Below are 21,667 nucleotides of genomic sequence, written 5' to 3'. Positions count from 1 at the left end.
GTTAATTAGTCAAGGGCCTTGGGCTTCGCTCTGTCAAGACCGGTAGGTCGGGTCGATGCGGTCGATGATGCGGGTGAGCGCTGCGAAGGCATCCTCGCCGGCCCCGTATTTCGGATTGAAATTCAGGCTGTCGGTAACGCATTTCTCCAGCACCGCCACCGGGATCTGCCGCGCCCGGCCCATCGAATGGGTGGCCAGCTGGATCTCGCAGGCGCGGTTGACCAGCCACATCAGCGAGAAGGCCTGGGCCAGCGTGGATCCCACCACCACCGGACCATGGTTGCGCAGCAGCAGGACCGGCTTGTCGCCGGCGCTGGCCAGGATGCGCCGCCTTTCGTCGAGATGGACGGTGATCCCTTCGAAATCATGGTAGGCGATCTTGCCGTAGAGCTGGGCGGCGTAGAAGTTGGTGAAGGCCAGCCCGTCCTCCAGGCAGCAGACCGCCTGCGTCTGGGTGGTGTGGACATGCATAACGCAATGGGCGTCCGGCAGGGTCGCGTGGATGGCGCCGTGGAAGGTGAAGCCGGCCGGATTGATCGGCCAGTCCGAATGGCCGACGATGTTTCCCTCCACATCGACCTTCACGAGATTGGAGGCGCGGACCTCCGAATAATGCAGGCCGAACGGGTTGATGAGGAAGTGGCCGGGTTCATCGGGAACCCGGAGCGAGATGTGGTTGTAGATCAGCTCCGACCAGCCGAGATGGTCGAAGATGCGGTAGGCTGCGGCCAGCTTGACGCGGGCCTGCCATTCGGCCGGGCTGAAACGGGCGGGCTGTTCGAAATAGCGGGGCGCTGTGCTCATGTCCGGTCTCGCTGTTCCTGGTTGTTACGCTGAAATCGGCAGGGCCGTCGGTGGGGCCGTCAGTTTGGCCGCGGGGCCAGTTGACGGGCCGCGGCGGCGAGGGGGGCGGCGTCGATGCCCTTGGCCGACGCCTGGGCGATCCATTCGGCGGTGACCGGCTCCAGCTTCTTCAGCACCTCGTCGTAGGCGCTGCCCGACAGCACGGTGACCGCCTGCCCCTGTGCCTTCACCCTGTCGCGCGTCGCGGTGATGGTGGCGTCCCAGGCCCGCCCGAAGCGCTCGACGAGGACCATGCCGCTGTTCTTCTCAAGGATCGCCTTGAGGTCCGCGGGCATGGCGTCGGAGCTCTTCCTGTTCATCAGCAGGGCCAGGACGGTGGCGCCCAGGACGGGCTCGTCGTGTGAGGTTTCCAGATGGAAGCGGGTGACCTCGTCCAGCTCGGTCGGGCCGATGACCTCCCAGACCGCGGACGCACCGTCGACCACGCCCTTGGAGATCGCCTCGGTCATCTGGGCGGGCGGCATCGCGACGGGGGTGGCGCCAAGCTCCGTCAGGGTGCGGGCGATGGTGCGGTTCGGCGCGCGCAGCTTCAACCCGGCGAAATCGGCCGCCTTGGCGACCTGCCTGTTCGCGGTGTGGACGGTCATGCCGCCGTCGCCATGCAGGGCGAGCAGCTTGTAGGCGGCGTATTCGTCCTGAAGATGCGCCTGATAGAAGGTCCAGATCGCCCGCCCGCCCGCGACGACGCCGACCGGCAGCATGTCCGGAAGCTCCAGCACCTCGGTCTTGGGGAAGCGGCCGGTGGAATAGCCGGGGGCCGTCCACACGATGTCGGCGACGCCGTTGCGCGCCAGATCGACCAGCTGGGCCGCGGTGCCGCCCAGTTGCAGCGCGGGATAGAACTGGCAGCGGATGCGGCCGCCGGACTCCCGGCCGAGATCGTCGCACCACGGCTCCAGAACCTGCCTTTGCACCTGCGCCACGCCGGGCAGGAAATGCGCGATTTTCAGCGTCACGGTTTCGGCCGCATGGGTGCCGGCCGACGCCATCAGTCCTGTTGCAAATACGATTGCCGACGTGAGCGTGCGCAGACTGCTCATCCCCAGACCTCCCGTTGACTTGGCTTTTCTGTCCGCCGGCGGTGTTCGCGACGGTGTTCGCCAAGGGTAGGCGGGGCTGGCGTCCTGCTCTATCCGCGCCGGGCAGGCGCTGTCCGGAACGGGCGGAAATTCTGCGATGGAACCTTGCGCGGCTGGCCCATGCTGCGACGCCATTTCCGCTTTGGACGGAACAAGGCGCTCTATTGCGGTTCCAGGCGGTTCCCGCCGCGGGCGGCGCCCGTTTCGATCCCAGGGATCTGCGTGATCCGCTCGGCAAGAAAATCGACCAGCAGCCGGACGCGCGCGATGCCCGCACGTTCCGGCACGATCAGCATGCTGAGCGGCACGGGAGGCGGCTCATAATCCGGCAGCACCCGCGCAAGCCGTCCGGCCGCGAGAAAATCCTCGACAAGCCAGAGATGGGCGGGAGCGATGCCGCGGCCGGCCGCGAGCGCCTCGCGCACGGCGAGCCCATGATCCGTCTGAAGCCGTCCGCCGAAGGGCAGTGAGTGGCGCTCCCCCCGCCCTTCGAGAACGAGAAGGTCGCTCCCGGCGATGTTCGACATCCGGATGCCTTCGTGCGTGCTCAGATCCCGCGGATGCATCGGTACCCCGCTCCCCGCGAGATACTGCGGCGCCGCCACCAGCAGGCGCCTCGATTGGCCCAACGGCTTCAGCTTCAATGAACTGTCGGTGAGCGGTCCGAGACGAAGCGCAATGTCGACGCCGTCGCGGACGAGATCGATGCGCTCGTCGCTGAGGCTGAGATCGACTGCGATGTCCGGGTACAGATCCTGGAACGCGAAGATCAGACGGCTGACATGCAGGACACCGAGTGCGGCCGTACAGGAGATGCGGATCGTGCCGGCCGGCGCGCCGCGGGTGCTGCGCGCCTCCTCGCTCGCGAGATCCACCAGCCGCAGGATCTGCACGCACTGTGCGTGGAACCGGCTGCCCTCGTCCGTCACCGTCACCCGCCGCGTCGTCCGGCTCAGCAGCGGCACGCCCACGGCCGTCTCCAGTTCCCGCAGATGGCGCGTCACCGTCGACTGGCCGATGCCCAGTTCGCGGGCGACCGCCGACAGGCTTCCCCGTTCGGCCACGCGGACGAAGGTGCGCATACGTTCGAGCGTGACGTCCAATTTATCCGCATTCCAGCATAATCATATCCATTCCCATCATATACCGGATCGCTACTCTCCATGATACCTGCTCACCGGTTGCATCACCCAGCCGGAGCCGGCCATGAAAATCCTCATTGTCTTCGCCCACCCCGAACCGCGTTCGCTCAGTGCGTCGTTGCGCGACGTCGCCATCCAGGAACTGGAAGCCCAGGGCCATGAGGTGCAGCTGTCCAACCTGTACGACATGGGTTGGAAATCGGAGGTCGATCGGGACGACTTCCCGACGCTTCCGGCCGAAGAACGGCTGAAGGTGCCCGGCTCGTCCCGCGGCGCCTTCGATGCCGCGGCGCTGACCGCGGATGTCAGGGCCGAGATCGGGAAGCTGCGCTGGGCGGACACGCTGATCCTTCAGTTTCCGCTCTGGTGGTTCTCCATGCCGGCGATCCTCAAGGGCTGGGTCGACCGGGTCTATGCCAACGGCTTCGCCTATGGTGTCGGCGAGCACAGCGACCGGCGCTGGGGCGACCGTTACGGCGAAGGCGCCCTGGCCGGCAAGCGCGCCATGCTGATCGTAACCGCAGGCGGTTGGGAGGACCATTATTCGCCGCGTGGGATCAACGGGCCGATGGACGATCTGCTCTTTCCGATCAACCACGGGATCCTCCACTATCCGGGCTACGAGGTCCTTCCGCCGTTCGTGGTCTACCGTGCCGACCGCCTGGACGAGGCCGGCTTCGAGCAGGTCGCGGAGCGGCTGCGCCGGCGGATGCGGACGCTTGCGACGACGCCGCCACTCCCCTTCCGGCGTCAGAACGGCGGCGATTATCTGATCCCGTCCATGCAGCTCCGGCCGGGCCTCGACGCTCCGGGCGCTGCCGGATTCACGCTCCATCTCAGCCACGACGGCCCGGGCAAGATCGATTGAGGCAAGGGCGCAAGGCTCCCACGGGCGACGCGGGGTTCGCGATACCCCGAATTTCTCGGGCCTACCTCCACGAGGGTGTGGTTTGTCCGGCACGCCCGCAACTACGCTGGAGAAGCAGCGATGCCGGCGCCCACCTGCGGCCGGTTTGCCCCGGATCCGTGCCTGCTCCTTGTCCATCCGGCCGATGGCGCCTTGTTCCAGTCGACGCCCTGAGAACACGGGCCCAGAACCCGTGCGACGACCAAAAGAACGATTCAATGGGAGGAATCATGAAGACCGGTCTGAACACCGCGCTTTTTCTGGCGGTTGCATGCCTGACGATGCCCGCCGGAGCCCAGGACTACCCGCAGCCGCCCGGCAACCTCGAGAAGTTGCAGCAATTCAAGACCACCGGCGACGTGACCGAAATCCCGGTCGTTCCGCAATCCGGTCCGAAGGCGGCGGCGATCAACAAGTCCCTGTCGCGGATCAAGCTGCCGCAGGGCTTCAAGATCGCGCTTTATGCCATCGTGCCCGACGCCCGTCACATGGCCGTCGGGCCGCAGGGCGTGGCTGTCTTTGTCGGAACGCGCAAGACCAAGGTCTACGCGGTCACCGATCGGGACAAGGACCGCGTCGCCGACGAAGTGAAGGTCTTTGCGCCGACGATCAATTTCTCGGTGCCGAACGGGGTCTGCTTTTCGAAGGACGGATTCCTGTTTGTCGTGGAGCAGAACCGGGTGCTGACCTTTCCCGCCGCCGAGTTCTTCTATGAGGGCGCCGACGTCGCCGCCTTCCAGGTGGCGAAGGGCGGCGAACTCATTCCCAAGGAGGAGGAAAGCTACAACCACACCGCCCGCGTGTGCCGGGTGGGTCCGGACGACAAGCTCTACATTGCGCTCGGGCAGCCCTTCAACGTGCCGGCATCCGACAAGCTCGACCTCTACAGGAAATGGGGGATCGGCGGCATCGTCCGCATGGACCGCGACGGAAAGAACCGCGAAGTCTATGCCTGGGGGGTGCGCAATTCCGTCGGCATGGATTTCAACCCCAAGGACAAGGCGCTCTGGTTCACGGACAACCAAGTGGACGGCATGGGCGACGATGTCCCGCCGGGCGAGTTGAACCGGGCGGAAAAGCCGGGCCTGAACTTCGGCTTCCCTTATTATGGGGGCGGCAAGATCCGCACAGTCGAATACAAGGATCAGCAGGCACCGGCAGACGCGGTGTCGCCGCAGGTCGAATACGACGCGCATGCGGCCGATCTCGGCATGACCTTCTACAGCGGCACCCAGTTCCCGGCGAAGTACCGCGGCGGCATCTTCGCCGCCGAACACGGGTCGTGGAACCGCACCAAGCCCATCGGGGCGCGGATCATGTTCACCTCGCTCAAGCCGGACGGCACCGCGGACAAGACCGAGGTCTTCGCCGAAGGCTGGCTCACCTCGGACGGCGAATATCTGGGGCGGCCGGTCGATGTGGCGGTGATGGCCGACGGCTCGCTGCTGGTGTCGGACGATTTTGCAGGAGCCGTCTACCGGATCTCCTATGGGCAATGAGGGGCGGGGCGGTCGGCCGGGAGGATGAGGATGCGATACCGGTGGAGCGTGCCGATCCTGCTGGGACTGGCCGGCTATGCGGCCAGTGCCCATGCCGGAGATCCCGGGGCGGGAAGAAAGAAGGCCATCCAGTGCCAGACCTGCCACGGGCTGGACGGGCTCTCCAGGATTCCGGAAGCGCCCAATCTGGCCGGGCAACCGGAAATCTACCTCCGCAAAGCGCTCACCGATTACAAGACGGGGGCCCGCAGGAACGAGATGATGTCGGTGGTCGCCCCGTCGCTGAGCGAGGCGGACATCGACGATCTCGCATCCTATTTCAGCGCCATCCGGATCGAGGTGACGCCGCCATAGCGCCGCAGGACCGGTGCGGGACCTGACAAAACCCTTCCGGGATCAGGGCGACCGGTCGATGACTCCGCTCAGGTGAATGGCGAGTTCGACCGAGAAGCGACGATCCGGGCTTTCGACATCGATGCCGAACAGCTCCTCGATGCGTGTCAGCCGATAGCGCAGGGTGGTGACGTGCACGCCGAGCTGGTCGGAGCAGGCCTTGGTGCGGCACCCCGTCTTCAGATAGGCGGACAGCGTCTCCAGATAGGGCGTCCCATGCTGACGGTCGTACTCGATGAGGGCGCCGATGCTGTCGGCGACATAGCCGCGCACCTCGTGGGTGTTCGCGGCAGCCAGCAGCATGGGCAGTGGGCCGAACTGCCGGGCATCGAGGACGCCGGGGCGGCCGAACTCCTCGGCGATACGGATCATCCGCCAGGACCGGTCCCACGCCTCCGCATAGTCCGGCGGGGCCATGCAGCGACTCGTCAGCACGACGAACGGCTCGGCATGCAGGATGTCGGCGACGGACCGTGCGATCTGCGCCATCAGCCGCTTGACCGGTCCGTGGCTCCGCTCGTCGACGGCGGGAATGAGGCAGACCAGTCCGGCCGGAACGGTGACGAGCGTGCCGGCGATCCCGTGCAGCGACAGCAGCCGCTGGACCGGGAGGTGGAGGTCGGCCGCGGCACTCACTGCCCGCGGACTGCGGCCGGGCAATCCGACCAGGATCATCTGGGTCGGCAGATCGAGGTTGAGGCCGAGCCGCAGCGCGCGCTGTCCGATGTCCAGCGGATCCCGCCATCGCCGCTCCACCAGCTCCAGGAACAGCTCGGTCAATGTCCGGTTCTCGTAGCGGAAGCGGATGACGTTGCGCAGCATCTGGATGCCGAGGGCGTGCTTGATGCCGTCGAGCAGGAGCTGATCGGCCTGACCGTAAGGCTGCGGTCCCGGAAAGATCATCAGCACGCCGACCACCTCGCCGTCGGCGGTCAGCGGGTCGATGCGCGGCGCCGTGCGGATGCGCTTGCCGTTGACCTCCCAGAACAGGGTCGCCCCGGTGGCGGCGGGCCCGGTGGCAACGGGATGGTCGATGGCATCGCGCGCCGCCTTCATGATCGAGGGGCCGAGGTCGGCCGCGACCGCCGCCTGCCAGTCGGCGTCGCCGATGTCGCTGCCGCAGGGCGCCCGGTCGGCGGTGACGAGGTTGGCGGTGAAGTCGACGATGACGATGGAGTAGGGCAGCAGGTCGCGGATGCGGGGCAGCAGGGTCGCCATCGCCCCGTCCTCCAGCGCCTGGCGCAGCAGCGAGGTGTTCACTTCCAGCGCCCGTTGCAGGCGTTCGGCGGCCAGGGTCTCGGCACGCAGCCGGTGCTGGCGCTCCACTGCGATCTCGCCGAGCTGGACGATCATGCCGATGAAGGCCAGATCCTCCTCGCTCACCTCGATGATGCCGCGGGACACGACGCTCAGCACCAGCGGCCGGCCGCTGTCGTCGGTGCAGTTCATCGGCACGACCAGCACGCTGTGATAGTCGCGCTCGAAGGCCTCCCGGCGATAGCCGGGGAACTCCTCCGATACGCGGGCGTCGGGGATGAAGATCGGCTCGTTCCGCCGCAGGGCGACCAGGGACGGGCTGGTCGCCAGCTCCCAGCGGTCGGGCAGCGGGCGCTGGATCAGCGTCGGGTCGTGGCGGACGACGACCAGGGCGTAGCCATGCTCGACGTCGACCGCCATGATCGACCCCATCGACCAGTTGGCATGGCGGCAGGCGGCCAGGACCAGGCGCTGGAGCACCGTCGCCAGATCCCCGCCCGAATTGATCAGGCTCGCCACCACGCGCAGCGACTGGATGCGCGACGTCTCGACCATGTTCCTCCGGCGAAAGGATGGGCCCAGGCCCGGTTTCGACCGACTCTAACCCGATGACGGCACTCGGAAAAAGCGGAACGTCAGCGCCCTTCCGGCGGCCCGCTGCCTGAGGGGTCAATAGCCCTCCGGGGGCCGGAAATCGCCGCTCCCGTCAGGCTGTCGGGCGGCAGCGGGCGGAAGGCAGGCGGGCCGGGTGCCCGCTCCCGCTCCCGCACGGCGCGGCGGATCAGGACGAAGGCGGCCAGCGCGGTGCAGCCGGCGGCGGCGTAGACGAACAGTCCCGACGGGCCGAGCCTGTCCATCAGCAGGGCGCCCGGCACCGGACCGACCATCGCTCCGGCGGCCCAAACCACCAGCAGGCCGCTGACCGTGGGGACGATGCGGCCCGGCGGCACCACGTCGCAGGCGTGGGCGACGCACAGGGCGTAGATGCACAGGACCTGGCTGCCCCACAGCGCGAACCCCGTCCACACCAGCCAGGCCGGGCTGCCGGCCGGCAGCAGCGCCAGCCCGGCGGACAGCACGGCGCCGGTCGCGGCCACGGCGGCGATCACGACGCGGCGGTCCCGCCGGTCCGACAGCGCGCCGAGCGGCCATTGGGCGAGAAGGCTGCCGCCCTGGAGGGCGACGAGCAGGGCGGCGGCGGCCGGTTCCGACAGGCCGATGCGCAAGCCATACAGCGGGGCGAACGCGATCATCGTGCCGGTCACCACGCCGACCGCGAAGCAGCCGACCAGGGCCGACGGCGCCAGCTTGAACAGCCCGCTGAGGTCGAGCGAGACGGCGGTCGGCAGGGCCGGGCGGACCGGCCGGGTGACGGCGACCGGCAGGACCGACAGCAGGATCAGCAAAATCAGCAGCCGGAAGGGCTGGTCGCCGCCGGGGTCGAGCAGGAGGGGGCCGGCCATCAGCGCCAGCTTGGTGGTGACCATGTAGACCGCCAGGATCCGCCCGCGATTGCCGTCCTGCGCTCCGGCGCCGATCCACCCCTCGATCACCGTGAACAGCCCGGCGAAGCCGACGCCGGTCAGCGCGCGCAGCAGGACCCAGCCGACGCTGCCGCCGGCCAGCGGCAGGGCGAGCGCGAGGATCGCCATCAGCGCCGCCAGCCCGGCATAGGCGCGGACGAAGCCGAGCTTGCGGACGACCCTCGGCGCCGCCAGACAGCCGGCGGCGAAGCCGACGCCGTAGGCGGACGCCACCATGCCGATGTCGGCCGCCGACAGCCCCTGCGCCTGCATGCGCAGCGGCAGCAGGGCCTGGAGCAGCCCGTTGCCGGCCTGCATCAGGACGGCGGCCGCCATCACCGGCAGCAAGGGCGGCATCAATAGCCGCGCCCCCGCTCGACCCGGTTGGCCAGCGGCCGTCCGTCGCGGAAGGCCGCCAGGGTCGCCGCCACCTGTTCCACCGCCTGCGCCGGGTGGGTGGCGGCGGCGCTGTGGGGGGAGACGCGGATGCACGGATGCCGCCAGAAGGGATGGCCGGCCGGCAGCGGCTCCTCGCTGAACACGTCCAGGCTGGCGCCGCCCAGCCGGCCGCTATCGAGGGCGTCGAGCAGGTCCGCCTCGACCAGATGGTCGCCGCGCCCGGCATTGACCAGCACGGCCCCGGCCGGCAGGCGGGCGAACAGGCGCCGGTCCAGGATGCCGCGGGTGTCGGCGGTCAGCGGCAACAGGCAGACCAGCTGGTCGCACCGCGGCAGCATCGCCTCCAGCCCGTCGGGGCCGGCGAAGCACTCCACGCCGTCCAGCCGCTTCGGCGACCGGCTCCAGCCGAGGACGCGGTATCCCAGCGCCCCCAGGACGACGGCGGCGGCCCGTCCCAGCTCCCCCAGCCCGAGCAGCCCGATTGTGACCTCGCGGGCCGGCCGGTAGGGCAGCCACCGCCAGACCCCCGCCGCCTGCGCGGCGTCGAATTCGTCGGAATGGCGATGCCAGCGCAGCACCTGGAGGGCGACGAAGCCGGCCATGTCGTCGCTCAGGCTGTCCGCCACCATGCGGACGAGCGGCACGTCGGGAAGCGATGGGTCGGCCAGCAGCGTCTCGACCCCGGCGCCGAGCGACATCACCAGCCGCAGCTTGGCCAGTCCGGCGAAGATGCCGGGCGGAGGCTGCCACACCAGCGCCATGTTGATGTCGTCCGGGTCGCCGACCTCCGGCCAGACCCGCAGCGTCACGTCGGGAAGGCGGCGGCGCAGGGCCTCCCGCCACAGGCCGGCATTGTCGATGCCCGAACAGAACAGCAGCGTCATCGGGCGGCGTTGCAGCGGCATGTCGGTATAGCCTCGATCCATTCGAAAAGCCGGGCGTGGGCGGGAGCGGGCGCGCTGGAGCCTCAACGGGTGCCGGCCTTTTCCGCGTCCATCTCCTCCATGTCGAGGAAGCGGTCGCCGATGCGCGGATGGGCGCGGCTGCCGTCCGATGCGCCGATGGCGACCAGCAGCTCGTCGGGACCGGGGGAGTCGGGAACCTGGAAATTGGCGGTCAGGAAATGCGCCCGCTTGCCGGTCTCCGTCTTGTGGATCATCGGCAGGGCGAGCAGGGCGCCGGGGGCGTTGCGGGTGTTGGTGAAGCTGAGGAAGGTGGTTCCCTGCGCCGCTTCGCGGAACATGTTGCCGAAGCGCAGCGTGTGGATCAGGGCGGAGGCGTGCTCGATCTCGCCGTTGACGCCGACCGACGCGGCCTTGCCATAGGCCTCGATGCGCGCGGCCGGCATCAGGGCGACCAGGCGCCGCGTCATCTCGGCCCCCAGCACCGGGGCCACCCGCAGGATTTCCGGCCGCAAATTCTCGACGAAGCCCTGGCCGGCCCAGGGGTTGCGCAGCACGGCGGCGACGACGACCGACGTGATCGGCCGTTCGGCCGGCTTGCCGCCCTCGACGATGGTCTCCTCGATGAAGGTGGAGATCTTGCGCAGTCCGATGTCCATCATGTCCTGTCCGATTCTCTGATGTCCGGTCCCGGAGCCGGCCGGACCGGGGGCGGCCGGCGGCTTCGGGGAGTGGAAACTGGGGAGCGTTGGATGTCGAGTCAGCTCGCCGCCCTGGCGCTGGCGACCCACTGCTCGAAGGTCGGCTTGTTGGCGGCGAGCCACTCCTGGGCGAGCGCGCGGATATGGCTTTCGCTGGCGCCCTTCTCGCTGATGCTGCGCTCCCAGGCGGCCCACATCTGCAACGGGAAGCCGATGTTCTCGACCAGCGCCTTTACCGCCGGGTTGGCGGCGATGAAGTCCCGGTTGGCGACGGTGTTCCAGTTCCAGGAGGCCATGGCCATCCGGCAGGGATCGGCGCCGCCGGCGCAGCCCGACACGCCGCTGACCAGTGCCGTGCCCTTGTTGGGCACCGACGGGGGCAGGGCATCGAACGGGGTGGGCAGCCAGACCACGTCCTTGCCGGGGACCAGCGTGTTGGTGACCCAGGACGGGCTCCAGGCGTAGAAGAAGGCGGGCTCGCCGCGGCGGACGCGGGCGACCGCCTCCACCATCAGCGGCTCGTACTTGCCGCGCACCGAGGTCACCGTGTCCTTCAGGCCGAACTTGTCGAGCTGGAAGTCGACCACGTCGCCGCAGCTCCAGCCGGGATCGCAGTTGACCAGATCCGCCTTGCCGCCCTTGCCGAACAGCGCGGCGATCTTCGGGTCCTTCATCTGCTCCAGCGAGGTGATGTGGTGGGCGTCGGCCGTCTTCTTGTCGATCAGGTAGCCGTTGACCCCGCCCTCCTTGATCAGGCCGCCGCCGACGATGGTCGCCTGCTGCTCCACCTTGCGGAAGGCGGGCTCGCGCTGCGGGAAGTTGATGTCGGTGGCGATGTCGAGGTCGCCCTGTGCCGCCGCCTGGAAGAACAGGGTCGTGCTCAGCGTGCTGAGCTTGACCGAATAGCCGAGTTCCTTGAAGGCGGCGGTGACGATCTGGGCGGTGACGTAGTTGGCGCCGAGGCTGTCCGACTGGGCGTAGCGGATGGTCTTGCCCTTGCCGGGCTGGTCGGCGGCCAGGGACGGCTGGACGCAGGCCGCGGCGAGGAAGGCGGCGACGGAGAGGGACTTGGCGACCGACTTTGTGAAGAAGGGCATGGCGGTTTCCTCGAACGGGGTCGGGACGGGATTCGGGTGGAATGGGGCTTGCGGTCTGGGATCTGGATCACTGGTCCGGACTGGAGATCGCCGGCTTGGAGGTGGCCGGGCCGGCGGCCGTCTTGCCGTCGGCCGGACGGCCGGAACGGACGAGGGCACGCAGGCTGCGGAGCAGCGGGCGCCCGCCGGGGCCGCCGGGCTGGGCCATCTTCTGGGTGATGCGGTCGAGCATCATCGCCAGCAGGACGATGGCGATGCCGCCCACCGCGGCGCGGCCGACGTCGAGCCGCCCGAGGCCCTGGAGCACCACCAGCCCGAGACCTTCCGCCCCGATCATGGCGACGACGACCGACATCACCATCGCGGTCAGCACCGTCTGGTTCAGGCCGCCGAGGATGGTCGGCACGGCCAGCGGAAGCTGGACCTCCCACAGCAGCTGCCGCCTGGTGGCGCCGAAGGCAAGGCCGGCCTCGACCATCTCGGTCTCGACCATGCGGATGCCGAGGTTGGTGAAGCGGATCAGCGGCGGGGCCGCCGCCGTCACCACCGCCACCTCGCCCGGCACCGTGCCGACGCCGAACAGCATCACCACCGGCACCAGATACACGAAGGTCGGGGTGGTCTGCATGATGTCGAGGATCGGGCGGACGACGCCCCACATCCGGTCGCTGCGGGCGCAGCCGATGCCGATGGGGATGCCGACGGCCGCGCAGATGACGATGGCGGTGGTGATCAGCGACAGGGTGGTCATCGCCTCCGACCAGACGCCCAGCGCGGCGATGGCGACCAGGGCGACGGCGCTGAAGCAGGCGACCCCCAGGCTGGCCAGCCGCCAGGCCAGCAGCACCGCCACCGCCACGATGGCGAGGAAGGGGATCTCCTGGAGCAGGAAGATGTTGAGGTTCAGCACATACTCGACCGGCCATTTGATGGCGAGGAAGAGCGGGCGAAGGTTCAGCGCGATCCACGCGACGCCGTCCTGGATCCAGGCGTCGACCGGGAAGACGTTGAGGTCGTTTGCGTCAAGCATGCAGGCCTCCCGCTGGGTGAGGAGGGGCGGAGGCGATGCCCGCCAGGATGCGGTCGGCGGCGAGCGTGCCGGTCAGCCGGCCGTCCTCGTCGACCACCGCCATCGGCCGTCCGGCCCGGTGGGCGCGGGCGGCGTCGAGAAGGCTGTCGCACTCGCGCACCGTGACGAAGTCCTTGCGCAGGGCGCCGATGCTGTTATTTCCGAGGCTGCCAGTCCTGAAGCCGGCTGTTTCGCGCAGGCCCCGCAGCGTGTCGGCGTCGAGCGCGCCGACGACATGGCCGCCGTCGTCGAGCACCAGCCCGCCGCCGTCGCCCGTCTCGGCGAGGCACAGGCCGGCGGCAAGCGGGACGGGCTGCACCGGGGTCATCGCCCAGCGGGCGTCGAACAGGCGCGAGCGGTCGACCTCGCGGGTGAAGGCGGCGACATAGTCGCTGCCCGGCTCCAGTACAATCGACTGGGGGGTGCCTTCGCGGACCAGCTCGCCGTCGGCCATGATGGCGATCCGCGTGCCGAGCTTCAGCGCCTCCTGGAAATCGTGGGTGATGAACAGGATGGTCTTCTTCAGCGTGCGCTGGAGGCGCAGCAGCTCGTCCTGCATCTCGGTGCGGATCAGCGGGTCGAGCGCGCTGAACGCCTCGTCCATGATCAGCACGTCGGCATCGGTGGCGAGCGCGCGGGCGAGCCCGACCCGCTGGCGCATGCCGCCGCTCAGCTCGTGGGGGTAATGGTTGCCCCAGCGCGCCAGCCCGACGATCGACAGCACCTCCTCCGCCCGGCGCCGCCGGGCCTGGGGGGAGACCCCCTGGAGCTTCAGGCCGAATTCGGTGTTCTCGGCGACGGTGCGGTTGGGCAGCAGGGCGAAATGCTGGAACACCATGGAGATGCGCTTGCGACGGATGTCGCGGAGTTCCGCCTCGCCGGCGGCGACGATGTCGCGGCCGTCCAGCAGGATGCGGCCGGCGCTCGGCTCGTTCAGCCGGTTGATGCAGCGGGCCAGGGTGGACTTTCCCGATCCCGACAGCCCCATCACCATATAGATGGCACCGCTCGGAACCGACAATGAAACGTCGTTCAACCCTACAACCGTTCCGGTTTTAGCCAGAACATCGGCTTTTTTTGCACCTGCGGCCAACATCCGCAGGGCCGGATCGGGAGATTTGGAGAAAACTTTATAGAGATTCTCTACCCTCAGTCGTTCTGTCACAACCGTCTCCCATCGTTGTGTTCGGTGGGCTTTCCCTGTCTTTAAGATTTTTACTTGTGCCCATTAGGAAGACTTGCGCGTCTTCCTGTCTTCCTGCGAAACAGAGGAAAAGTAGCCCTATCGTTCCTGCGAAACGGAGCGTGACGCTGCCGGTTCGTCACTTCAGGGGTGAGAAGGCGGTCGGCAGCAGGATGCGGTTTTCCGCCGTCTCGATCAGCGCCGCCAGCTTCGGGATGAAGGCCTGCCAGCGCGGATCCTCGGAAAGCTGCTGGCGGCGGGCGGTGCGGTCCTCGAAATCGGCATAGCCCCACATGTGGACGACATGGTTGAGCGGGCCGATCTCGCTGACGAAGTAACCGATCAGATTGCCGAGGATCGGTTGCTGGATCGCCAGCCCTTCGGTCTGCACCAGCGCCAGATACTCGCGCAGCTTGCCAGAACGGATGCGGTAGATGCGTTCCTCGACGATCATGGCGTGCCTCCCGTGCCGTCCCCGGCGATCTCCTGGCGGATTTTGCGGGCGATGCGGAAGCACTCGACCCCGGCGGGAATGCCGCAATAGACCGCGATCTGGATCAGCGCCGCCTGCAACTCGGCATCGGACAGGCCGTTGCGGATGGCGCCGCGCAGGTGCAGCTCGAACTCGTGCATGCGGCCCAGCGCCGCGATCATGCCGAGGTTGAGCAGGCTGCGCTGGCGGCGGTCGAGCGCGTCGTCGGCCCAGCACTGCCCCCAGCAATATTCGTTGACCATCTGCTGGAAGGGCCGGGAGAAATCGTCGGCCGCCGCCATCGCGCGGTCGACATAGGCGTCGCCGAGCACGTCGCGCCGGACGCGTTCGCCCGCCCGTTGCAGGGGTTCATCCATGGCTTGCGCCCTCCTTCGGCTGCTCGGTGGACGTCAGGAAACGCCCCATCAGCCCCGCCACCGCGTCCGGCGCCTCGATCAGGATCGAATGGCGCAGGCCCGGCAGGATGTGCAGAGCCGAACCGGGGATGCTGTCGTGCATGGTCTGCGCCATGCGCGGGTTGGAGCCGATGTCCTCCTCCCCGGTGGCGATCAGGGTCGGGCAGCGGATCTGGTCGAGGAAGCCGCCGAAATCGGTTTCCGCCAGGACGCGGTAGGCGGCGGCGTAGCAGTCGGGATCGTTCCCGGCGTTGCGTTCGCGCAGGCCCCGGATCAGCTCCGGGTTCCGCTCCTGGAAGTCCTCGGTCAGCCAGCGCGACAGCGAGGCGTCGTAGTGCGAGCCCGGCTGTCCGGCCTGCAAGGCCGCCAGACGGTCCAGCACCCGCCGGCGCTCCTCCGGATTGCGGCCGGCGACGGTGGACAGCAGCACCAGCCGCTTGACGCGCTCCGGATGGGTCAGGGTCAGGCGCTGGGCGATCAGCCCGCCCAGCGAGAATCCCGCCAGGTTGAAGCGGCCGAACCCGACATGATCGGCCAGCGCCAGCGTCTCGCCGACGAAATCGTCGATCTCGTAGCGGCCCTTGATCCTGGTGGAGCCGCCATGGCCGCGCAGGTCGAAGGTCAGGATGGTGAAGCGGTCGGCGAGCCGCTCCACCACACCGCTCCAGGCCTCCAGATAGGAGCCGACGCCATGGATGCAGACCAGCGGCTCCGGCCCCCGGCCGTCGAGCCGGTAGTTCAGCGTCACCGGCCCGACCGTGAAGTGACGGGAATCGGCCATGGTCAGCGCCCCGCCGTGGCCAGGCGCGGCTCTGCCGCGGCAAGGCGGCGCTCCTCCTCGAACCGGCGGTCGCGTTCGCGTTCGGCGAAGACCGGCAGCACCTCGCGGGTGAAAAGGTCGAGCGTCTTGCGCTGGAGTTCGACCGGCAGGTTGAAGGACAGGCCGAGCGAGAACTGGTCGACGCCCGCGGCCTCGTAGTCCAGCAGCTTTTCGATCACCTCGTCCGGCGTGCCGAACATCAGGTTCTTCAGGACGTTCTCCGGCTTGTAGTTGTCGCGGCCGGCGACGCTTTCGTACGACACCGCGGTCGGGAAGCCGTTGGTCACCGTCCCGATGTTCTGGAACAGATTCTCGAAACTGCGGCCGTAGTCGATGCTGTGCCGCACCGCCAGCTCGGCCTCCTCCGGCCGCTCGTAGCAGCATGTGCGGCGCTGCATCATGAAGCGCGGGCGCGGCACCTCCGGATGGTCGGCCACCGCCTTGCGGAACTTTTCGCCCAGCACGGCGATCTCGGCCGCCGGGGCGGCCAGCGGCGTCGACAGGATGCTGGCGCCGATGCCGACGGCCCAGTCGAAGGTGCCGGGGTCGCGGGCCGCCACCCAGATGCGCGGGTGCGGCGCCTGCAACGGCTTGGGCACCGAGGTCGCCAGCGGGAACTTCCAGTAATGGCCGTCATGGGCGTAGTCGCCGGCCCACAGCTTCTGCACCGCCGGCACCAGCTCCTTCATGTAGGCGACGCCCTCCTGCTGGGGCATGCCGCCGGCCATGCGGTCGAACTCGTACTGGTAGGCGCCGCGGGCGATGCCGAACTCCAGCCGGCCGCCGGTCAGGTGGTCGCACAGCGCCGCCTCGCCGGCCAGCCGGATCGGGCTCCAGTAGGGGGCGACGATGGTGGCGGTGCCGAGCCGGATGCGCTCGGTGTGCTGGCCGAGCCAGGTCAGGATGGTGAAGGGGTTGGGGGAGATCGTGCACTCGATGGTGTGGTGCTCGGCGGTCCACAGGGTCTCGAAACCGCCCTGGTCGGCCATCTTCACCAGTTCCAGCATGGTGCCGGTCACGTCGCTCATCGGCGTGTCGGGTGAGAAGCGCTCCATGGAAAGCGCGACGGCGAACTTCATGTCCTTGTCCTTTTCTCGGGGGAGGAGAAGCCCGGTCGGGGCGGATCAGCGCAGCCGGATGACGAAGGGGTCCTGCATGGCGCCGGAATAATCGATGACGACGTTCTTCGACCGCGAGAACTCGCGCATCACGTCGAAGCCGCCGCGCCGGCCGTAGCCGCTCTGCTTGAAGCCGCCGTTCGACGACATGTAGGCGGCGGCGCGGTAGGTGTTGATCCAGACGGTGCCGGCGTCGATCCGGGTGGCGAAGCGCATGGCGCGGTCGATGTCGCTGGTCCAGATGCCCGACGCGAGGCCGTAGCGGGTGTCGTTCGCCATGGCGATCATCTCGTCCTCCGAGGCGAAGGGCACCACGCCGACGACCGGGCCGAAGATCTCGTCCTGCATGAAGCCCATGTCGTTGCGCGCGTCGGCCAGCACCGTCGGCTCGAAGTACCAGCCCTTCTCCAGCCCCGCCGCCTGGGGCCGCCGTCCGCCGGCGGCCAGCCGGGCGCCGTCGCGCTGGCCCGAGGCGACATAGTCCTCCACCTTGGCGAGCTGTGCCGACAGGGCGAGCGGGCCGATGTCGGTGGTCTCCTCCATCGGGTGGTTGACGGTGATGCGCCCGGTGCGGGCGACCAGCGCCTCGACGAAGCGGTCGTAAATGGCGGCCTCGACGAAGCAGCGCGACCCGGCGACGCAGGTCTGCCCGGCTGCGGCGAAGACCCCGGCGACCACGCCGTTCACCGCCCGCTCGATGTCGACGTCGCCGAACACCACGTGGGGCGACTTGCCGCCCAGCTCCATCTGGCAGGGCACGAGGTTGGCGGCGGCGGTGGCGGCGATGCGGCTGCCGGTCTGGGTGCTGCCGGTGAAGACGATCTTGGCGATGCCGGGGTGGCGGGTCAGTGCCTCTCCGGCGGTGGCGCCGCCGCCGGTCACCACATTGACGACGCCGTCCGGGAAACCGGCCTCGGTGACCAGCTCGGCCAGCGCCAGGGTGGAGGCGGTGGCGTGTTCCGACGGCTTGATCACCACCGTATTGCCGATGGCAAGGCAGGGCGCCAGCGTGCCGGTCAGCAGCATCAGCGGCGAGTTCCACGGCGTGATCATGCCGACGACGCCCAGCGGTTCGCGCAGGTTGAAGTTCAGCATGTCCAGCTTGTTCACCGGGATGGTGTCGCCCTGGAGCTTGTCGGCCATTCCGGCGAAATAGACATAGCTGTCGGGGATGGCGCGCATCTGGGCGCGCATCTCCTTGATCAGCTTGCCGTTGTCGCGGGTCTCCATCAACGCCAGCTCCTCGGCGTTGGCGAGGATCAGCTCGGCCAGGCGGCGCACCAGCTTGCCGCGGTCGCTCTGGGTCATCCGCCGCCAAGCCGGATCGGCGAAGGCAGCCCGCGCCGCGGCGACGGCGGCATCGACATCCTCGGCACCGGCGTCGGCCAGCTCGTACCAGGGCTCGGCGGTGGTGGGGTCGTAGCTCGGGATGTAGCGGCCGCTTTTCGGTTCGACGAACCGTCCGCCGATATAGAGGGCGCGGCGGGTGCCTTCGAGCGACCTGCAGGTGGTGTGCATCGCGGTCTCGTATTTCTTGTGAAGGGGCGGCGGGGGAGATCAGCCGTTTTCGGCGAAAGCACCGGGCCAGGGGGAGGGGCGGCCGTCGACCATCACCAGCCGTCCGCCGTCGCTTGAGTCGATGTAGATGCCGAAGCGGTCTGCTTGCCGTTCCCGGACGTAGCGGCGCAGCATCGCCCGGGTCTCGCGTGTCGGCATGGCCTCGAAGGGCAGGGCGTCGAGCGCGAAGAAGCGGAGGCCCGGCGGCAGGGTCATGGTGGCCGCATCGGCGGCGAGGCGGGTGCGATAGACCAGACAGCCGGCGTCCTGCCCGGCCACGTCGAAGACCGAATAGAGGAAGCTGTCGTCCGGCCGCAGCGGCAGCGTGCTCCCGTCCGCCAGCGGCAGCGCCCGTTCGGCCTTGCGGCTGCGGCCGCCCGGCAGGCGCCAGCCGCCCGCTCCGTCGGATTGCAGCAGGATGCCGTCGTCCGCTTCGACGAGATAGCCGACCTGCATGCCGTGCGGCGCCTCGGCACCGGCGTCCTGCGCTTCGCGCACCGTCGCGTACCTGCCCCGGCAGAAGCCGAGCGGAGCTGCCCGGCCTGCAGTCCCGCCGGAAGTCTCGCTTGGGCCGAAGGCCTGCACGCGGCCGATGAGAACCAGATGGTCGCCGGCCATCACGCGGTCGTGCACCGTGCAATCGAACCAAGTGAGGCAATCGGTCAGGACCGGCGCGCCGGTGTGTTTCGGGCCGAAGGCGGTCGACTGGAATTTCTCGGGCGAACGGGAGGCGAAAAGGCTGGAGACATCGGCCTGTCCCGCGTGCAGCAGATTCACGGCGAAGGACGGTGTGCTGCAAAAGATCGGAAAGCTGAAGGATCGGTTTCCGATGCAGACAAGGACCAGCGGCGGATCGAGCGATACGGACGTAAAGGAATTCGCCGTTATCCCGCGGGGATTTCCGTCTTCGTCGAGCACGGTGACGACCGTAACCCCGGTCGGGAACATGCCGAAGGCGTTTCGAAGGTCTCTTTGATTGATGGGCGATGGTTCATTCGAAGAGAATGTCACGTCTGCCTCCCTTCCATAACGAAGACGAGGCTACGCCGGGCGGAGACCGCCATCTTCCTCCTCTACAGAGGAATGTGCGACATTTTGTCCCATCGATTCCAAGGAACGGGTCCTGCCGCGGCGGCGCCGTCGCTGGCGGACAGGAACTATCGGCAGATGGAAATGCAGCTGGGGCGAGGCAGATTTCCTGCCCTGCCCCAGCTCAAGCCAACGTCAGACTTTAATCCATGCGCCGCTGCTTGCCCGGCCCGATCAGTTGGACGCGGCGCAGAGCTTCTCGCGGGAGGTCTGCTTCGCAGCCTCGGCGGAAAAGCCGTAGGGCTCGATGATCTTGGCGAACTCGCCGGACGCCTTCATCTCGGCCAGCACCTTGTCGAAGGCGTCGCGCAGCGCGGTGTCCTGCTTGCGGAAGGCGGCGCCGTCGCAATAGACCGGGGCCCCCTTGACCGGGGCGACCACCTCGATGTTCGGGTCGTTGGCCTTGCCGACCAGATCGTGGATCGACAGGACCGGCAGCGAATAGACGTCGATGCGGCCGTCCTGCAGCATCTTCATGCCGCTCTGCGGGTCCGGCACCACGATCACGCGGTCGCGCGGCACGCCGGCCTGCAACGCCAGCTTCTCCTCGGTGCCGCCGCCGGGAGCGCCGATTTTGGCGTTCGGGTTCTTGGCGATGTCCTCGTAGGAGGTCAGCTTCAGCGGGTTGCCCTTCTTCAAAGCGAAGGATTCGGCATCGCAGAGGATCGGTTCGGAATAGGCGACGGCCTTACAGCGCTCCGGCTTCATGAACAGGCCGGCGGTGACGGCGTCGAAGCGGCGGGCCTGCAAGCCGGGGATCATCGCGCCATATTCGGAGATCGAGGCGACGACGTCGTTGACCCCCAGCTTCTTCATCACCGCGCGGGCGACGTCGGGGGCGGCACCCGACACGGTGCCGTCCGGCTTGACGGCGGTGTAGGGCGGTTCGTTGGCGATGCCGATGCGGGCGAAGCCCTGTTCGCGCAACGTCTCCAGCGTGTCGGCGGCGAAGGCCGGCGCGGCAAGCGTGAGGAGCGTAGCGGCGATGCCGAAGCCTTTGGCGATCTTGTCCTGTTTCATATCGGCCGTCCCTTTTTCGTGATTCGGTGATTGCCCGGCCGGCGCTCCTGTCGGCGCGCCGGCCCCTGTCCGGTCGGTGTCGATACCGTTCTTCACACGCCCGCCTTCTGCCGAGGCGGGTTTCAACAGGCGGCGGTCAGCTCTCGACCGTTCCGACCACCGCGATGCAGTCGCCGGCCTTCACCAGGCCGGGGAAATGCCGGGCCGCCAGGATGCCGTCCAGCGCCGCCCGGTATTCGGCCGGCGCCAGCCCCGTGCGGCCGATGGGGTGGATGCGGGCGAGCAGGTCGCCCGCCCGCACCGGTTGGCCGAGATCGACGCAGGCCTCGATCAGCCCACTGTCCTCGGCGAAGCGGAAACAGTCGGCAGACGGCATGTCGAGCCAGCGGCTCGCTTCCACCGGTTGGCCATCCGCCGCCTGACCATCCTTGAGGATCCCGGCGTGGCGCAGGACGTTGCGGACGCCGCGCTTGGCGATGGCGATGGTCTCCGCCCGCCCGGTGCCGCCGCCGCCGAGTTCGGTGGTGACGAAGGTCTTGCCCAGCTCCTCCGCCGCCGTGTCGTACATGCCGACCGCGTCGATCTCCAGCATGCGCATGGAGTAGGGCGCGGCGAAGGCGGCCACGGCAGCGAAGCAGCGCGCCTCCTGGTCCTTGTCGGGCAGGATGTGGGCGGCGGCGAAGGGCACGAAGTCCAGCGTCCGGCCGCCGGAATGGATGTCCATCACCAGATCGGCCAGCGGCAGGAGTTCGCGGGCGAAGTAATCGGCGATCTTCTGCGTCACCGTGCCATCGGGGCGGCCGGGAAAGCTGCGGTTCAGGTTGCCCTTGTCGATGGGCGAGGTTCGGGTTCCCGCCTGGAAGGCCGGGTAGTTCATCGCCGGGACGATGATGACGCGGCCGGCGACCCGGTCGGCGGTGAGGGTCTGGGCGAGGTCGAACAGGGCGACGGCGCCCTCATACTCGTCGCCATGGTTGGCGCCGGTCAGCAGGGCGGTCGGCCCGCTGCCGTTACGCACCACGGTGACCGGGATCATCACAGACCCCCAGGCGGAATCGTCGCGGCTGTAGGGCAGGCGCAGGAAGCCGTGCTGCACGCCGTCGCGGTCGAAATCGACCGTCGGGGTTATGGGTGAGGGGGCAAGTGCAACGGGCGCCATG

General features: G+C 68.4%; 21 protein-coding genes. 3 read left to right on the top strand and 18 right to left on the bottom strand.

The features are described 5' to 3' along the window. Window positions 1-33: 33 nt before the first annotated feature. The 3 genes from ABNQ38_RS35650 to ABNQ38_RS35640 all read right to left on the bottom strand — a co-directional run bounded on the left by ABNQ38_RS35650 (window position 34) and on the right by ABNQ38_RS35640 (window position 3,025). A complete protein-coding gene (locus tag ABNQ38_RS35650; protein WP_377811299.1) occupies window positions 34-804 on the bottom strand; it encodes a class II aldolase/adducin family protein in 771 nt (256 codons plus the stop codon). Window positions 805-863: 59 nt separating this feature from the next. Next, a complete protein-coding gene (locus tag ABNQ38_RS35645) occupies window positions 864-1,904 on the bottom strand; it encodes a TRAP transporter substrate-binding protein (protein ID WP_377811298.1) in 1,041 nt (346 codons plus the stop codon). Window positions 1,905-2,104: 200 nt separating this feature from the next. Further along, window positions 2,105-3,025 carry a LysR family transcriptional regulator gene (locus ABNQ38_RS35640; RefSeq protein WP_377811466.1) on the bottom strand — a complete coding sequence of 307 codons (921 nt, stop codon included), beginning with the start codon at window positions 3,023-3,025 and terminating at the stop codon, window positions 2,105-2,107. Between the two features lie 124 nt (window positions 3,026-3,149). On the opposite strand from ABNQ38_RS35640, the gene ABNQ38_RS35635 reads away from it, so the two are divergent. From ABNQ38_RS35635 to ABNQ38_RS35625, 3 genes are all read left to right on the top strand, one after another. Further along, window positions 3,150-3,953 (top strand): NAD(P)H-dependent oxidoreductase, encoded by an 804-nt coding sequence (locus ABNQ38_RS35635; RefSeq protein WP_377811297.1) that lies wholly within the window; start codon window positions 3,150-3,152, stop codon window positions 3,951-3,953. 320 nt (window positions 3,954-4,273) lie between these two features. After that, window positions 4,274-5,491 carry a PQQ-dependent sugar dehydrogenase gene (locus tag ABNQ38_RS35630; RefSeq protein ID WP_377811465.1) on the top strand — a complete coding sequence of 406 codons (1,218 nt, stop codon included), beginning with the start codon at window positions 4,274-4,276 and terminating at the stop codon, window positions 5,489-5,491. A 30-nt stretch (window positions 5,492-5,521) separates the two neighbouring features. Next, a complete protein-coding gene (locus ABNQ38_RS35625; protein ID WP_377811296.1) occupies window positions 5,522-5,845 on the top strand; it encodes a c-type cytochrome in 324 nt (107 codons plus the stop codon). A gap of 42 nt (window positions 5,846-5,887) precedes the next feature. Here the strand turns inward: ABNQ38_RS35625 and ABNQ38_RS35620 are convergent, their stop codons facing one another. The 15 genes from ABNQ38_RS35620 to doeB all read right to left on the bottom strand — a co-directional run bounded on the left by ABNQ38_RS35620 (window position 5,888) and on the right by doeB (window position 21,666). After that, the gene (locus tag ABNQ38_RS35620; RefSeq protein WP_377811295.1) at window positions 5,888-7,696 is read right to left on the bottom strand and encodes a helix-turn-helix domain-containing protein; all 1,809 of its coding nucleotides are present in this window, start codon (window positions 7,694-7,696) and stop codon (window positions 5,888-5,890) included. 80 nt (window positions 7,697-7,776) lie between these two features. Then, a complete protein-coding gene (locus ABNQ38_RS35615) occupies window positions 7,777-9,021 on the bottom strand; it encodes an MFS transporter (protein ID WP_377811294.1) in 1,245 nt (414 codons plus the stop codon). Then, window positions 9,021-9,989 (bottom strand): 2-hydroxyacid dehydrogenase, encoded by a 969-nt coding sequence (locus ABNQ38_RS35610; RefSeq protein ID WP_377811293.1) that lies wholly within the window; start codon window positions 9,987-9,989, stop codon window positions 9,021-9,023. The genes ABNQ38_RS35615 and ABNQ38_RS35610 overlap by 1 nt, the downstream gene beginning before the upstream one ends. Window positions 9,990-10,030: 41 nt before the next feature. Next, complete coding sequence (locus ABNQ38_RS35605) at window positions 10,031-10,624, bottom strand: amino acid synthesis family protein (RefSeq protein WP_377811464.1); 594 nt, start codon at window positions 10,622-10,624, stop codon at window positions 10,031-10,033. Between the two features lie 101 nt (window positions 10,625-10,725). Continuing rightward, window positions 10,726-11,763 carry a glycine betaine/L-proline ABC transporter substrate-binding protein ProX gene (gene proX, locus ABNQ38_RS35600; protein ID WP_174471334.1) on the bottom strand — a complete coding sequence of 346 codons (1,038 nt, stop codon included), beginning with the start codon at window positions 11,761-11,763 and terminating at the stop codon, window positions 10,726-10,728. A gap of 67 nt (window positions 11,764-11,830) precedes the next feature. Next, a complete protein-coding gene (locus tag ABNQ38_RS35595; RefSeq protein ID WP_377811292.1) occupies window positions 11,831-12,793 on the bottom strand; it encodes an ABC transporter permease in 963 nt (320 codons plus the stop codon). After that, window positions 12,786-13,997, bottom strand: coding sequence for a glycine betaine/L-proline ABC transporter ATP-binding protein (locus ABNQ38_RS35590; protein WP_377811291.1), 1,212 nt, complete (start codon window positions 13,995-13,997; stop codon window positions 12,786-12,788). Before ABNQ38_RS35590 ends, ABNQ38_RS35595 begins: the two co-directional genes overlap by 8 nt. A gap of 157 nt (window positions 13,998-14,154) precedes the next feature. Continuing rightward, window positions 14,155-14,469 (bottom strand): NIPSNAP family protein, encoded by a 315-nt coding sequence (locus ABNQ38_RS35585; RefSeq protein WP_377811290.1) that lies wholly within the window; start codon window positions 14,467-14,469, stop codon window positions 14,155-14,157. Next, the gene (locus ABNQ38_RS35580; protein WP_174471331.1) at window positions 14,466-14,864 is read right to left on the bottom strand and encodes a carboxymuconolactone decarboxylase family protein; all 399 of its coding nucleotides are present in this window, start codon (window positions 14,862-14,864) and stop codon (window positions 14,466-14,468) included. Before ABNQ38_RS35580 ends, ABNQ38_RS35585 begins: the two co-directional genes overlap by 4 nt. Further along, complete coding sequence (locus tag ABNQ38_RS35575; protein ID WP_377811289.1) at window positions 14,857-15,684, bottom strand: alpha/beta fold hydrolase; 828 nt, start codon at window positions 15,682-15,684, stop codon at window positions 14,857-14,859. Before ABNQ38_RS35575 ends, ABNQ38_RS35580 begins: the two co-directional genes overlap by 8 nt. Window positions 15,685-15,686: 2 nt before the next feature. Continuing rightward, entirely contained in the window at window positions 15,687-16,802 is a 1,116-nt protein-coding gene (locus tag ABNQ38_RS35570) for an LLM class flavin-dependent oxidoreductase (protein WP_377811288.1), read from the bottom strand. Between the two features lie 45 nt (window positions 16,803-16,847). Further along, window positions 16,848-18,359 (bottom strand): aldehyde dehydrogenase, encoded by a 1,512-nt coding sequence (locus tag ABNQ38_RS35565; RefSeq protein WP_377811287.1) that lies wholly within the window; start codon window positions 18,357-18,359, stop codon window positions 16,848-16,850. 39 nt (window positions 18,360-18,398) lie between these two features. Further along, window positions 18,399-19,346, bottom strand: a complete 948-nt coding sequence (locus ABNQ38_RS35560) for a flavin reductase family protein (protein WP_377811286.1) — start codon at window positions 19,344-19,346, stop codon at window positions 18,399-18,401. Between the two features lie 315 nt (window positions 19,347-19,661). Further along, window positions 19,662-20,507, bottom strand: a complete 846-nt coding sequence (gene ehuB / locus ABNQ38_RS35555; RefSeq protein ID WP_377811285.1) for an ectoine/hydroxyectoine ABC transporter substrate-binding protein EhuB — start codon at window positions 20,505-20,507, stop codon at window positions 19,662-19,664. A gap of 136 nt (window positions 20,508-20,643) precedes the next feature. Further along, entirely contained in the window at window positions 20,644-21,666 is a 1,023-nt protein-coding gene (gene doeB, locus ABNQ38_RS35550) for a N(2)-acetyl-L-2,4-diaminobutanoate deacetylase DoeB (protein WP_377811284.1), read from the bottom strand. Between the last annotated feature and the right edge of the window lies 1 nt (window position 21,667).

This window comes from Azospirillum sp. A29 (assembly GCF_042604625.1).
In the GTDB taxonomy this organism is placed as follows: Bacteria; Pseudomonadota; Alphaproteobacteria; order Azospirillales; family Azospirillaceae; genus Azospirillum; species Azospirillum palustre.
This window is presented reverse-complemented; position numbering and strand designations above follow the sequence as displayed.

Bases quoted from the DNA above. Each gene is read 5' to 3' on its own strand.
- ABNQ38_RS35630 (WP_377811465.1), top strand. From the start codon at position 4,274: ATGCCCGCCGGAGCCCAGGACTACCCGCAGCCGCCCGGCAACCTCGAG.
- ABNQ38_RS35595 (WP_377811292.1), bottom strand. From the start codon at position 12,793: ATGCTTGACGCAAACGACCTCAACGTCTTCCCGGTCGACGCCTGGATC.
- ABNQ38_RS35645 (WP_377811298.1), bottom strand. From the start codon at position 1,904: ATGAGCAGTCTGCGCACGCTCACGTCGGCAATCGTATTTGCAACAGGA.
- ABNQ38_RS35625 (WP_377811296.1), top strand. From the start codon at position 5,522: ATGCGATACCGGTGGAGCGTGCCGATCCTGCTGGGACTGGCCGGCTAT.
- ABNQ38_RS35615 (WP_377811294.1), bottom strand. From the start codon at position 9,021: ATGCCGCCCTTGCTGCCGGTGATGGCGGCCGCCGTCCTGATGCAGGCC.
- doeB (WP_377811284.1), bottom strand. From the start codon at position 21,666: ATGGCGCCCGTTGCACTTGCCCCCTCACCCATAACCCCGACGGTCGAT.
- ABNQ38_RS35620 (WP_377811295.1), bottom strand. From the start codon at position 7,696: ATGGTCGAGACGTCGCGCATCCAGTCGCTGCGCGTGGTGGCGAGCCTG.
- ABNQ38_RS35570 (WP_377811288.1), bottom strand. From the start codon at position 16,802: ATGAAGTTCGCCGTCGCGCTTTCCATGGAGCGCTTCTCACCCGACACG.
- ABNQ38_RS35580 (WP_174471331.1), bottom strand. From the start codon at position 14,864: ATGGATGAACCCCTGCAACGGGCGGGCGAACGCGTCCGGCGCGACGTG.
- ABNQ38_RS35565 (WP_377811287.1), bottom strand. From the start codon at position 18,359: ATGCACACCACCTGCAGGTCGCTCGAAGGCACCCGCCGCGCCCTCTAT.
- ABNQ38_RS35560 (WP_377811286.1), bottom strand. From the start codon at position 19,346: ATGTTCCCGACCGGGGTTACGGTCGTCACCGTGCTCGACGAAGACGGA.
- proX (WP_174471334.1), bottom strand. From the start codon at position 11,763: ATGCCCTTCTTCACAAAGTCGGTCGCCAAGTCCCTCTCCGTCGCCGCC.
- ABNQ38_RS35605 (WP_377811464.1), bottom strand. From the start codon at position 10,624: ATGGACATCGGACTGCGCAAGATCTCCACCTTCATCGAGGAGACCATC.
- ABNQ38_RS35585 (WP_377811290.1), bottom strand. From the start codon at position 14,469: ATGATCGTCGAGGAACGCATCTACCGCATCCGTTCTGGCAAGCTGCGC.
- ehuB (WP_377811285.1), bottom strand. From the start codon at position 20,507: ATGAAACAGGACAAGATCGCCAAAGGCTTCGGCATCGCCGCTACGCTC.
- ABNQ38_RS35610 (WP_377811293.1), bottom strand. From the start codon at position 9,989: ATGGATCGAGGCTATACCGACATGCCGCTGCAACGCCGCCCGATGACG.
- ABNQ38_RS35635 (WP_377811297.1), top strand. From the start codon at position 3,150: ATGAAAATCCTCATTGTCTTCGCCCACCCCGAACCGCGTTCGCTCAGT.
- ABNQ38_RS35640 (WP_377811466.1), bottom strand. From the start codon at position 3,025: ATGCGCACCTTCGTCCGCGTGGCCGAACGGGGAAGCCTGTCGGCGGTC.
- ABNQ38_RS35650 (WP_377811299.1), bottom strand. From the start codon at position 804: ATGAGCACAGCGCCCCGCTATTTCGAACAGCCCGCCCGTTTCAGCCCG.
- ABNQ38_RS35575 (WP_377811289.1), bottom strand. From the start codon at position 15,684: ATGGCCGATTCCCGTCACTTCACGGTCGGGCCGGTGACGCTGAACTAC.